A 12,498-nucleotide genomic window follows, 5' to 3' on the forward strand; every position below is an offset into this window, starting at 1 on the left:
TCGGCAGTCAGATTGGGGTCGCCAGCAGCGTCGCGATTCTGTGGGTGTCATAGACGCACATTCGGCTCACCAGCTTGGCTACGCCGTCCTTGATTAGCAGACGGTCGACATATTTCCCGGCGTTGTAGATGCGGGTCTCACCGTCGTTGCGCGTCTGCAGCAAGGCATAGCTTGCTTCGGCCGACACGGTATCCCCGTCGATCCCGGTCAAGACCGCTCGCGAAATCAGGTGACGACTGAAATGCTCCGGGAAAACGTTGGCGCGGCGCAGCGCCACCACCCGATCGACGAGCATGCCCTTGCTGTCGCAATACATCACCGCGGCCGGCAGCCCGTTGTCGACATTTTCGCGGGCGATCACCTGATAAAGGCAATCGTCGACGAAAAACTCGGGCCACTCCTCAAGCCGGTCGTCATCCAGACACAGTCCGTAAGCGGCGTTCAGGGAATCGACGAGACCCTGCAAAACAGGCTCGACCAAGCTCATGCCGATGCCTCGGCGCTGACGGCAAGAGCATCGCCCATCAGGCTCAGATAGCCTTTCCAGAAGCCGCGCACAGCGTTCTCGTCCATGCCCATCGGCGCGTAATAGCCCCGCACGTCGTCGCCGCCCATTTCGATGAAACTGTGCTTGCCTTCGGCCCCGACCGTGCCCTGCTGGCAAAGCTCGACCGCTTCACCGTCCTCCATCGAAATCAGTCCGGAAGGACCGACGAGGTTCAGGTTGCGCAGCCGGTGACGGGTCGTTTCCTCATCATCGTCGGCATAGCCGAAATAAGTCCATACCAGCTCGGTCTTGTCGACACCGTGAGTCACAATCTGGCGTGTCGCCAGCGTGTTCTGGATCTGCTGCAGCACGACCGACGGAAACAGCGACTGGATGTGCAAGCCCACATCGTCCTCGATCTCGGGCCGGAATTGCAACAGGCGTTCGTCCTGCAGTTTGGCGGACCCTTGCATTTCGCGATTGGCCTCATCGCCGAACGATCCGTAATCGATGTCACCCTTGGGCTTGGAGACGGTAAAGACATTGTGAAAGCCCTGCTCGGCCAGCTCACCCGCGCTGTCCTGACTTTGTCGGTAGATTCCGAAAGTCGGGTAGAACAGGTGCAGCAAGCCGCCGTGGTAGCTGTCGCGGCTGTTTTCGGAATAGAGCTTCCAATTGCCCGCCATATATTGCCGGGAGTAACCCAGGACCTTGATCGGGCGCTGGAAAACGCGGTCGATATACTTGCGCATCACCGGGCCGAGAAAATCGTCAAGCGACTCGATGTCGGCTGAAAAAGTGCCGAACACCATGCCCTTGTAGCTTTCTACCCGGAGCTTCTCGAGCGAGTGACTGGCCAGATCGAAATCCTTTTCGTACCCTCCAACGCCCTTCATCCCGCGCCGGAAGGGTACGCCGACCAGCGTGCCTTCCGAATCGTAAGCCCACTGATGGTAGACGCAGACGAACGCGCCGTCGGCCTGGTTGCCGCGCAACGAACGGCACACCGTCGCGCCCTTGTGCGCGCACCGGTTTACCCAGGCATGAAGCTTGCCTTCCTGTCCGCGCACGAGCACCACCGGCGTTTCGCCGAGATGGGTTGCGCGAAAGTCGCCCGCGTTGGGAATCTCGGCCTCAAGCCCAAGGTAGCACCAGGTGCGCCCCTTGAAGATATTGCGCTGCTCGGCGGCGAAAATCTGCGTATCGTGGTAGACTCTATAGTCCACCGCTGTCGGGAGCGAGGGCGCTCCCACTGGGGCCATGGCATTCATTGTGCTTCTCCTGTAAATCCCTGTCCAGATGCGAGCTGACCGCAAATGCGCATCGCGCTGAGCATCATCGCGGCGTCCGCCTTGCCCGTGCCGACAATATCGTAGGCGGTGCCGTGGGCGACCGACATGTGCAGATAGGGCGGACCCATTATGATCACGCAATTGCCCGAAAAGCCCCAGGTCTTTACGGCAATGTGCCCCTGATCGTGGAACATCGCGAGCACCATGTCGAAGCGCCCCTCGATGCACTGGCGGAAGACCGAATCGGGCGCAATCGGGCCTTCCACGGCAACGCCGGCTGCCCGGGCCCGTTCGACCCCGGGGGCAATCGCGAGCCGATCCTCGTCACCCATGGCGTGCGGGTTGAGCCCCGCCACGGCGATCCGCGGACGAGCGATTCCCCACGACCGCATGGCATCATTAACTTGCCTGATTGCCTTGGCGACGAGATCGGCGGTTATCACGTCGATCACCTCGCGCAGCGACATGTGATCGGTGAGATGCGCCACCCGCAAAGGACCGGTCAGCAACACCAGATAGCTTTCGCCCGGCGTGGGGCTGATCACCTTGTCGAGTTTTCCGGCCATCTTGAGCGAACCGCTGCTGATCGGTCCCATGACCGTCGCGGCGAAGGAGCCATCCCGGGCCAGCGCGTCGAGCTCGTCCAGCCATTGCGCGGTGGCATGGCCGGCCACTTCGGTATCCACACCCAGTGGCAAAACGCCGTCCGGCAAGGCTCCAGTGTCGATCACGTCGATCACCCCGACATCGTCACTGGGCTGTTCGAACGAACGCATCCGGCGCACCCGGGCCCTGACCCCGGTCATGTCGAGCGCACGCTCCACCGCCGCTGCCGAGCCAAGTAGCACCGGTATCGATACCTCGTGTACCGAACCGTCCGCCAAGGCCTTGACCGTCACTTCGGGTCCGATCCCCGCAGGATCGCCGATCATGGTCCCGACGACGGGACGCGCTGCTGGTGCTGCCATGGGTCGGTCAGATGCTGTAGACATCGAGCATGGTCTGCGCGAGGTCGTTGATGATCACGGTCTTCTTGCGCTTGATCACAAAACTCCCGCCGGCAGGCTCGAGATCATAGAAGGCCGATCCGCTGTAGACGGTTACCGCCCCATCGAGCACGGATGTTACCGTCCACGATGTGCGCGCCCGTACCAGGCCATCGCCTTCTTCCGTCGAAAGCAACGTGAACACGTGCGAAGTGCGCGGCCCGGGCGTGCTTGCCGAGGACCGCCCGGTGCGAATACGGAAAACCCGATCCTCCAGGCCGCCGCGATTGTGATAATAGATCAGCGAGATTTCGCGCTGCGGATCAACGGTAAGGCGCTCGCGGTCATCCCAGGCCGGAGCCCAGTATTCCGCGTCTTCGGCATAGAGCGACAGCCAGGCGTCCCAGTCCTTGTCGTCGAGCGCTACCGCCTCGCGTCCGAGAAAGCGGTAAACGGCAAGCCAATGCGCATCGGTTGCCGTCATTGCGCCAGCTCCAAGTCGCCCTTGGCAAGAAATTCTGCGGTCTCCTGGTCGATAGCGGAGTTCATCCGGCTGATCCACTCGTCGTGGATAGCTACATAGAGTCCCTCGTCGGCCACTGACGGACTGCTCATCACCGCATCCACCGAAAGGCCGGCGCCGAAACGCCCGGCGTTTTGTTCCCAGCGCGTCGAGCCGCGCGACATGTCGTTCATCCGACCTTCGCCTGCGCCATACCCGGCCTGGCAGTTGTTGAATTCGGTCAGATCGTCCGGCGTCGCCATGCCGCTGGCATTGAAGAAGTCCTCGTATTGCCGGATCCTCAGGGCCCGTGCCGAGGCGCTTTCACCCACCGGAGCGATGCAATAGGTCGTGACTTCGGTCTCGTCGACGGAGATCGGCTGGATGATCCTGATCTGGGTGCTGGTCTGATCCATCAGGAAGACGTTGGGGAACAGCTGAAGATTCCGGATGCGTTTGTTCATCCACAGCGCCTTCTCCTCGCCATGGGTTTCCTCGATCCAGTCGAGGGCCTCGAAATTCGGCCGATCCCGGAAATTGGCGTAGTCGGCCCAGAGCACTGAATGCCCGTTATGGAAGGAAAAAGATCCGCCGTCCTGCCGGTTGAAATTTGAAAAGTCGATCGCCTTGGTGTCGTTCTTGGAGGCCCCCTCGACTCGACGCATCACCGTCATGAAGTAATTGGCGTGGACCGTTCCGACGTGATACCCGTCCAGACCGTTTTCCACCTGCATCTTCCAGTTGCCGCGATAGCGGTACCGCGTAGCGCCCGGCAGCACCTCCATTTCGCCTTGCTGAGACTGGTCGACCAACAGATCGATGAACGCCTTCGAGCCGGCCAGATATTCCTCGAGTGGCAAGACATCGGGAGACAGGCTGCCGAAGATGAAGCCGCGGTAAATTTCCAGACGGGCGATCCTGGGAAGTCCGAAATCGGCGCGGTCGAAGCCAGGCGCATAACCCCCCGCCCCTTCTTCGGTGACGTCGAGAAGGTCCCCTGCAGACGAGTAGGTCCAGCCGTGGAAGGGGCACATGAAATTCTTCCTGTTGCCGGCCTTTTCGCGGCAGACCTTGGCGCCGCGGTGGGCGCAGGCGTTGACCAGCCCGCGGACAGTCCCAGACCGGTCCCGGGTGATGATCACGGGGATTCGCCCCATCTTGGCGGTAAGGAAATCGTGGGGTTTGGCGACCTGGCTTTCGTGAGCGAGGAATATCCAGTTGCGCTCGAAAATATACTTCATCTCGATATCGAACAGCTCGGCATCAGTGAAAGCGGCGCGGTCGATCTGGTAGATACCCCTCGCCTGATCTTTCACGAGCCACGATTTCAGGCGCTGTTTGATCGCTTGCAAATCGGCAATCCGTCCGACACGCTTTTCTGCGGCTTCCATAACGCTCCACTCCCACTTTGCGGCAGCCGGTCGGACGGCTTCCGCTGAATGACTGGACACCTTGGCGGTGTTCCCGAATCCGGTCCCGCGCCGCCCGCCCATCACGGGCGAATCGCTGGATCGACGTTCTGTTGCGCTATTCCTACACCAACAAATTACCCGGTGCAACGTATTGCACTATGGAGAACTATCGGCTATCGCCTCGACTCGGCCGGCAAGACCGGCGGCAAGACAATCGGCGATGACGGTCCCGCGAGATGCGAGCCGCGTCCTCTGGGAGAGAAAGCAAATGGCAGCAGTCACGGAACTCGGTTACCTCGGGTTGACCGTAACAAATCTCGATGCATGGCGCAGTTATGCTGCCGAAGTGGCCGGCATGGAGATTGTCGACGAGGGCGAAGGCGACCGCCTCTACCTGCGCATGGACCAGTGGCATCATCGCATCGTGTTGCACGCCTCCGACTCCGACGATCTTGCCTATCTGGGCTGGCGCGTTGCCGATCCGGTGGAATTCGACGCCATGGTGGCAAAGCTGACCGCCGCCGGAATCTCCTTGACGGTGGCAAGCGAGGCCGAAGCTCGCGAGCGGCGCGTGCTCGGTCTTGCCAAGCTCGCCGATCCGGGTGGGAACCCCACCGAAATTTTTTACGGGCCGCAAGTCGACACCCACAAGCCTTTCCATCCTGGGCGCCCCATGTACGGAAAGTTCGTGACCGGATCGGAAGGAATCGGGCATTGCATCCTGCGTCAGGACGATGTTCCCGCGGCGGCGGCGTTCTACGGACTGCTGGGGCTGCGCGGGTCGGTCGAGTATCACCTGCAGCTGCCCAACGGGATGGTGGCGCAGCCGTACTTCATGCACTGCAACGAGCGGCAGCATTCGGTCGCTTTCGGGCTTGGCCCGATGGAAAAGCGCATCAACCACCTGATGTTCGAATATACCGACCTCGACGATCTCGGCCTCGCGCACGACATTGTGCGGGCGCGCAAGATCGACGTCGCGCTCCAGCTCGGCAAGCACGCGAATGACCAGGCGCTGACCTTCTACTGCGCCAATCCGTCGGGCTGGCTGTGGGAGTTCGGCTGGGGAGCCCGCAAGGCCCCGACCCAGCAGGAATATTACACCCGCGACATCTTCGGTCACGGCAACGAGGCCGCAGGCTACGGCATGGATATTCCCCTCGGTTGAGCCTTCCATTGACCGCCAGTTCGGAAGCAAGATTGGAATTGCCAGACGCTATGTCGAACAAACTGCGCCTTTGCCAAGTAGCGGACGTTAAGGATGGTGAACCGGTCGCGGTTTACCAGGAGCAAATGCCTGCGCTTGCCGTCTACAACGTCGATGGCGATGTATTCGTCACCGACAATCTGTGCACCCATGGCAATGCCATGCTCACCGATGGCTACCAGGACGGCACAATTATCGAGTGCCCGTTTCACGGTGGTTCGTTCGACATCGCGACCGGAGCTGCCAAGGCCTTTCCCTGCCAGATCCCCATCAAGACATACCCCGTCACGATCGAAGACGGCTGGGTGTGCATCGATCAACCGAAAGAGAGCGCCTGAATGCTCCTCGACACCCCTTCCCGCTATGAGCTGCAGCAGCTCACTTCCGAGCTCAACGCGCTCTACGCCGAACTCATTGACGATGATCGCTTGGAAGAGTGGCCCGAACTCTTTGTTTCGGACTGCGTTTATACCGTGATCTCGCGCGAGAACTTCGAGCGAAACTTGGATTCAGCGGCGATCTATTGCGACAGCCGCGGAATGCTTGTGGATCGCATTGTTTCACTGCGCAAAGCCAATATCTTCCCGGTGCATGCCTACCGTCATATTCTCGGTCCGACCCGGATGGTTTCCACAACGGGAGCACTCGCAAAGACGCAAACCAACTATGCGGTCCTTATGACCCGTACCGACGGACACACCACAATCTACAATTCGGGCAAGTATATAGACGAGATCGACTTGTCGGGCGAGCGCCCCTTGTTTCGTTCGAAGATCGCCGTTTTCGATACCAACCTCATCGACACGATGATGGTTCGCCCGATTTAGTTCGCGACGAGGATTTTGATCATGACCGACACAGCTCTGCTAGACGAAAATCCCTCGAGAACCGCAAACGGAACTGGTCGCCGGGTTCCCTACCGGGTTTTCACCGATCCGGAGTATCACGCGCGCGAGCAGGAAAAGATCTTCCAGGGCGAGACTTGGTCCTTCGTCGCGCTCGAGGCAGAAGTGCCCGAGGCTGGCGATTTCAAATCAACCTTCATCGGAGAAACCCCGGTCATCGTCACCAGGGCCGCTGATGGCGCCGTTCATGTCGTGGTCAATCGCTGCGCTCATCGCGGGGCCCTGGTATGCCGCGAACTGCGCGGCAATCGCCCCAATCTCGAATGTGTTTACCACCAATGGGCCTATGACCTCGCCGGCAATCTGATCGGGGTGCCGTTCCGCCGCGGTCTCAAGGGCCAGGGCGGAATGCCCGGCGATTTCGACATGAAACAGCATGGCCTCAAGCAGTTGCGCGTCGGGATCGTCGGCGGGCTTGTCTTCGCCAGCTTTTCTCAAAGCGTGGTGCCACTGAACGATTTCCTCGGCCCGCTGGTTGTCGAGCATATCAAACGGATCATGCACAAGCCGATCAAGGTTCTGGGCGATCAGCGGCAATATGTTCACGGCAACTGGAAGCTCTATGCCGAGAATACCCGCGATCCCTATCACGCCAGCCTTCTGCACCTGTTCCACAATACGTTCGGGCTCTACCGATCGACCCAGACCGGCAAGTCACTGATGGACAGCGAGAAGCGGCATTCGCTCCTTTATTCCATCGCCGCCAGCAACGACGATGCCGCCGACAAACAGGCCTATGGCGATTCCAGGACATTCGATACCGAGTTCAAGCTTCAGGACATGTCGCTGCTCAAGGGCCGCCAGGAATTCGATGACGGCATTACCCTGGTTATCCTCGCGGTTTTCCCGAACCTGGTCCTCCAGCAGATTCAGAACACGCTCGCCGTGCGGCAAATCGTGCCAAAGGGACAGGAAGCGTTCGAGCTGGTCTGGACCCACTTCGGTTACGCCGACGACGATGCAGAAATGCAGGCAATCCGGCGCAAGCAGACCAACCTGATCGGTCCGGCCGGCCTGATCTCGATGGAAGACGGCGAAGCGGTGGAAATCGTCCAGAACGCCATTGCCGGCGAGCAGCAGGCAACCTCCTTCATCGCGATGGGCGGTTGCCGCGCCGAAGATGCCGACCATCTTGTCACCGAAGGCGCCATTATCGGCTTCTGGGACAATTACGAGAAGCTCGTCGGCTTCGGGACCGCACGATGACCCGCAAGATCGACTTCTATTTCGACTTCATCAGTCCCTTCAGTTACCTCGCGCAGCTGAAGCTCCCGGAAATAGCCCGCAAGGCCGGTTGCGAACTCGAATATTGGCCGATCGATATCCCCGAGGCGAAGATCGCGGCGGGGAACTACGGCCCGTCCAATCGCGAGGTGGTTCCGAAAATCAAGGTGATGATGGCGGACCTCAACCGGTGGGCCCACAAATATGACGCTCCCTTGCGTTTTCCGGCCAGCTTTGCCTGCAAGGACTGGAACTGCGCCACGCTCTACGCGCGCGAGCAGGGCAAAGCGGAAGCATACGTCGCTGCCGCTTACAATCTGATCTGGGGACAGGGAATCGACCCAAGCGACCGCGGAGAACTGCGCGCCTGTGCAACAGAAGCTGGACTCGATCCAGAGGCGTTGACAGCCTTCGTGGACTCTTCACTTGGCCAGAATGAATATCGCAAGGCTCGCAGCCTAGCCTATCAGCGGGGAGTCTTCGGCGCGCCGTTAATGTTTGTCGACGATCAAATATTCTGGGGCAATGATCGTCTCGACTTTCTGCAGGAGTATCTATCTCAACAGAAGTAATTCTTAGAATTAAAAATATGCGGCGAGGGGAGAGGAAATGAAAGAACTTCAGATTAACTTGTTTGTAACTGCGGCTGCCGTCCTTGCGCAATCGCTTGTTCCTAGTGTCGCGCTCGCTCAGGATACAACAGCCGAGCAGCCCAAAGATGAGCAGGCGTCGACCGGTATCGAAGATATCGTTGTCACTGCGACCCGCCGCGAAGCAAGATTGCAGCAGGTGCCCGTGGCCGTCACGGCGCTGGGCGGAGATGCCTTGCAATCGGCCGACGTGTCGACAGTCCGGACGCTGACCCAGTTGGTTCCCGGATTTGTCGGCAGCCGCAACATGGGTGTCTTCCAGCCGGTGGTTCGCGGCGTCGGCTCAACCGGCATCTCGATCGGCGACGAACCGAACATCGCCACCTATATCGACGGGGTCTATCAGCCCGAATCTGCCGCAAACTGGATCGATCTCGTCGAGGTCGAGCGGGTTGAGGTGCTGCGCGGTCCGCAAGGCACCACTTTTGGTCGCAATGCGACGGGCGGGCTGATCAATGTGATCACGCCGGACCCCAGCTTCGATTTCCGGGGCAAGGCTTCCTTACGGGTCGGCCGGATGCGGCGCGAAGCGGGCGACTATGACGCGCGGCTCTATGTGACCGGCCCTATCAGCGAAAAGGCCGCGATCGATCTTTCCGGCCTTTTCCGCAAGAACGATGGCTATATCGATGATCTGGTGCGTGGTGGAACGCTGGGCGACCAGCGGGTCATCGATTTGCGCAGCAAGTTTCTGTTCAAGCCGGCGGACAATTTCAAGGTTGTCCTGACCGGCGAATTCTTCGACCAAAAAAGCACTAGCAATTCGCCGCAACCGGTCGATGGCAACACTGTCGCGCGGCGCTTCCCCGGAGCCATCTTGCCTACCGGAGCCTGGCAAGCGTCGCTCACCGATGTTCCTCGCCTCGACTTGCGGCGCTGGACTTTCGCCTTGCACACCAAGCTCGAACTCGATGATTTCAACATCGAGACCACCAGCGGCTTCATGAACCTCCGCTGGAATCAGATCACCGATTCAGACGCTTCTAACCTGCGGCTAGGGAATTTTCCGGCGATCTTCCGTTCCGAGTCGGGCAGTCAGGAAATCAAGCTCAGTTCCGCCAACCCCGGCCCGCTCCAGTGGCTGGTGGGTGGATATTTCTACCAATTTGGTGGAAGTGCTTTTCTTCAGCCCTGGACAGCCCCTAGTCCCACGGCAGGTTTGTCCGGACCGACGCTCGAACCTGATCTGGGCGGCCGGTCCTTTGCCGGCTTCGCGGATATCACGTACGAGGCGGTACCGGGCCTGTTCGTCAACCTCGGCGGGCGTTACACGACCGAAAAACGGGAATTTTCACAGACACTAAACGGCAGTCTGGTGGTTAACAACGTTCACAAGTCCTTCAATAAGTTCAACTACAAGATCGGCCTACGTTACGAAATCGACGACAAAACAAATGTCTACGCTAGCTGGAGCACCGCTTTCAAAAGCGGCGTCTTCAATATGGCTAGCACACGTAACATCCCTGTCGAACCCGAAGAAATCAAGGCTGCTGAATTTGGGTTAAAATCAGATCCTTTCGACTGGTTCCGAGCCAATCTCGCGATATATTATTATGACTACACCAACCTGCAACTGCAGTCTAAGGATTCGGCCGGGTCTGGCTATATTCTGCAGAACGCAGCAAATGCCGAAATCTATGGCGGCGAACTCGAGACGACGATCGTCCCAACCGCTGGCCTGAAACTGCGGGCGGCGCTCGCCTATACTCACGCACAGTACAAGGATTTCCCGCTGGCTCAGGGTTTCTTCCCTCAGGCGGACGGGGGCAATACCGTCGTGACCCTGGATGCCTCCGGGTTCGTCATGACCCGGGCGCCGAAATGGTCGGGAAATGTCGGGTTTGAATGGGGACACGACCTTGGGGCCGGACGCATGGCACTAAACGGAAATGTCTCGTTCAGTTCGCGTCTCTATTACGACTTTGCGAACAACTTCTCGCAGAAACCATACACTCTTTCTAACGCATCGTTGTCCTGGACACCCGAAAACGAGAATTGGAAAGTAGCAGTGTGGGCCACCAATCTCACAAACGAAAAGGTTTTCCAGACGATGCGGCCGGGCCCGCTGTCGAACGATGGATTTTACGAACAGCCACGGAAAATCGGAGTGACCTTTGAGGTAAAATTCTAGCACTAAGGCGAAAAGCCTGTGATCGATGAGGGAGAGGAACTATGCCTAGAATTACATCTTTCTACAACACCAAACGCATGCTGATAACTACGACCGGCCTGACTATTGCCAGTTTCGCACTTGCTCCGAATTCTGCTCATGCGCAAGATGTCGAGCCGGGCGCACAGCAAGAAGCCTCGAGAGGCGGTCTCGACGACATTGTGGTCACGGCCCGCAAGCGGGAAGAGAACGCGCAGGAAACGCCGATCGCGGTTACCGCGATGAGCGGTGCCATGATCGAAGACCGGCAAATCGCTAACGTCGCCCAGGTGGCGTCTTACGCACCTAACGTGAATATCCAGCCGGTTGGCAACATCTCGGGTTCGAGTGCAACGCTAACCGCGTTCATCCGCGGCGTCGGCCAGACCGACTACAACATCACCGTCGATCCTGGTGTTGGCATCTATGTCGATGGCGTCTATGTCGCCCGATCGATTGGTGGTCTGCTTGAAATGGCGGACATCGCAAATGTCCAGATCCTGCGCGGCCCGCAAGGCACCCTGTTCGGCAAGAACACGATTGGCGGCGCGATCCTCGTCAACACCAATGAGCCCGGAAACGACTTCGAACTTAAGCTCGAAGCCGCAACCGGACGCTTCAATCGAGCGGATTTCAAGGGCATCGTCAATGTTCCGATTAGCGACACCCTGGCAATGCGCGCGGTCGCTTCCTACGAGACCCGCGACGGCTATCAGCGCCGCCTGCTCGATGGTGGGCGTCAAGGCAACAAGGACAGCTTTTCGGGCCGCGTCGCTTTCAAGTGGGAACCGACCGACAATTTCAAGGCGCTTCTCGCCGCCGACGTCAATATTCGGCGCGAGGAGATGGCCGCCAATTATCTGATTGAGAACCGTGATTCGCCGGATCTGCTGCAGTTCCAGACCATCAATGGGCGCGTGGTCGCCATCCCCAGCGCCGCTTTTGCGTACAATAAGCTTCGCGAAGGGGCAGGACAATGTGGCGCTCCTGGCCAACTGGCACCGACCGACAATCCAATCTGCTATTCCTCGCGGTGGGTGACAGGCAACATCGACGAGACCTGGGCGGGAGGGCCAAATCGTTCGAATTTCGATCTTTGGGGCACGAACCTTTCGCTTGAGTATGATTTCGGTAATGTTACTTTGAAGTCGATAAGTGCTTATCGTGACCAAAAATCGACCGTAGACATGGACTTCGACGTGTCTCCGATCGACATGCTTGGTTTTTCGACCAATGTCCGCATTTGGCAGGCCTCTCAAGAGCTCCAGCTAACGGGTAAGATTCTGGACGATAAGCTGCAGTTTACGATGGGAGCCTATTATCTGAAGGAGAAAGGCAAAGATATACAGCCTTTGCGCTTTGGATTTGCTGAGTTTAATAGCGGCGGGCTGGTCGATAACGACAGTTATGCCGGATACTTGCAGTTCTCATACAAGGTGACGGATCGCCTCTCGATTACGCCGGGCATACGTTACACCGACGAGACCAAGCGCTACGATCCCTCGTTGTCGGTAATCACCCGTGACTTCACCGCGGGCATTCCTGGTTTGCCTTATCCCGATGGCGTGTTCATCCAGTTTAGCCGTTGCTTGGTTGGTCAGAACGTCCCGCAGCTGATCGTCGGTGGTCCGTTTGACGGTTTCCCGGATCCGACTTGTGTGGCGTCCGCTTCCAACCCGGGTGG

Annotated in this window: 12 protein-coding genes; 7 read left to right on the top strand and 5 right to left on the bottom strand. The window is 58.8% G+C overall.

Going from position 1 to position 12,498, the window contains the following annotated elements:
• Positions 1–7 precede the first annotated feature (7 nt).
• The 5 genes from HWN72_RS09715 to HWN72_RS09735 are packed head-to-tail and all read right to left on the bottom strand — an operon-like array spanning position 8 to position 4,658.
• The gene (locus HWN72_RS09715) at positions 8–487 is read right to left on the bottom strand and encodes an aromatic-ring-hydroxylating dioxygenase subunit beta (RefSeq protein ID WP_130030101.1); all 480 of its coding nucleotides are present in this window, start codon (positions 485–487) and stop codon (positions 8–10) included.
• Positions 484–1,803 (bottom strand): aromatic ring-hydroxylating dioxygenase subunit alpha, encoded by a 1,320-nt coding sequence (locus HWN72_RS09720; RefSeq protein WP_248005912.1) that lies wholly within the window; start codon positions 1,801–1,803, stop codon positions 484–486. The genes HWN72_RS09715 and HWN72_RS09720 overlap by 4 nt, the downstream gene beginning before the upstream one ends.
• Positions 1,755–2,711, bottom strand: coding sequence for a PdxA family protein (locus HWN72_RS09725; RefSeq protein ID WP_248005913.1), 957 nt, complete (start codon positions 2,709–2,711; stop codon positions 1,755–1,757). Before HWN72_RS09725 ends, HWN72_RS09720 begins: the two co-directional genes overlap by 49 nt.
• A 43-nt stretch (positions 2,712–2,754) precedes the next feature.
• Positions 2,755–3,249, bottom strand: coding sequence for an aromatic-ring-hydroxylating dioxygenase subunit beta (locus HWN72_RS09730; protein ID WP_130030104.1), 495 nt, complete (start codon positions 3,247–3,249; stop codon positions 2,755–2,757).
• On the bottom strand, positions 3,246–4,658 hold the full coding sequence (locus tag HWN72_RS09735; protein WP_130030105.1) for an SRPBCC family protein: 1,413 nt from the start codon (positions 4,656–4,658) through the stop codon (positions 3,246–3,248). The genes HWN72_RS09730 and HWN72_RS09735 overlap by 4 nt, the downstream gene beginning before the upstream one ends.
• 289 nt (positions 4,659–4,947) lie before the next feature.
• Here HWN72_RS09735 and bphC point away from each other — a divergent pair, with 289 nt between their 5' ends.
• The 7 genes from bphC to HWN72_RS09770 form a co-directional block, all read left to right on the top strand.
• On the top strand, positions 4,948–5,847 hold the full coding sequence (gene bphC, locus HWN72_RS09740; protein ID WP_211150168.1) for a biphenyl-2,3-diol 1,2-dioxygenase: 900 nt from the start codon (positions 4,948–4,950) through the stop codon (positions 5,845–5,847).
• A 50-nt stretch (positions 5,848–5,897) separates the two neighbouring features.
• On the top strand, positions 5,898–6,224 hold the full coding sequence (locus tag HWN72_RS09745; protein ID WP_211150169.1) for a non-heme iron oxygenase ferredoxin subunit: 327 nt from the start codon (positions 5,898–5,900) through the stop codon (positions 6,222–6,224).
• The gene (locus HWN72_RS09750; protein ID WP_211150170.1) at positions 6,225–6,713 is read left to right on the top strand and encodes an aromatic-ring-hydroxylating dioxygenase subunit beta; all 489 of its coding nucleotides are present in this window, start codon (positions 6,225–6,227) and stop codon (positions 6,711–6,713) included.
• 21 nt (positions 6,714–6,734) lie between these two features.
• On the top strand, positions 6,735–7,997 hold the full coding sequence (locus HWN72_RS09755) for a Rieske 2Fe-2S domain-containing protein (protein WP_211150176.1): 1,263 nt from the start codon (positions 6,735–6,737) through the stop codon (positions 7,995–7,997).
• A complete protein-coding gene (locus tag HWN72_RS09760) occupies positions 7,994–8,587 on the top strand; it encodes a 2-hydroxychromene-2-carboxylate isomerase (protein ID WP_211150171.1) in 594 nt (197 codons plus the stop codon). The genes HWN72_RS09755 and HWN72_RS09760 overlap by 4 nt, the downstream gene beginning before the upstream one ends.
• A 37-nt stretch (positions 8,588–8,624) precedes the next feature.
• Complete coding sequence (locus HWN72_RS09765; protein WP_211150172.1) at positions 8,625–10,796, top strand: TonB-dependent receptor; 2,172 nt, start codon at positions 8,625–8,627, stop codon at positions 10,794–10,796.
• A gap of 77 nt (positions 10,797–10,873) precedes the next feature.
• A partial coding sequence (locus HWN72_RS09770; protein WP_248005914.1) for a TonB-dependent receptor occupies positions 10,874–12,498 on the top strand: 1,625 nt, incomplete at its 3' end.

It is taken from the genome of Novosphingobium sp. HR1a (genome assembly GCF_015594425.1).
GTDB lineage: Bacteria > Pseudomonadota > Alphaproteobacteria > Sphingomonadales > Sphingomonadaceae > Novosphingobium > Novosphingobium resinovorum_A.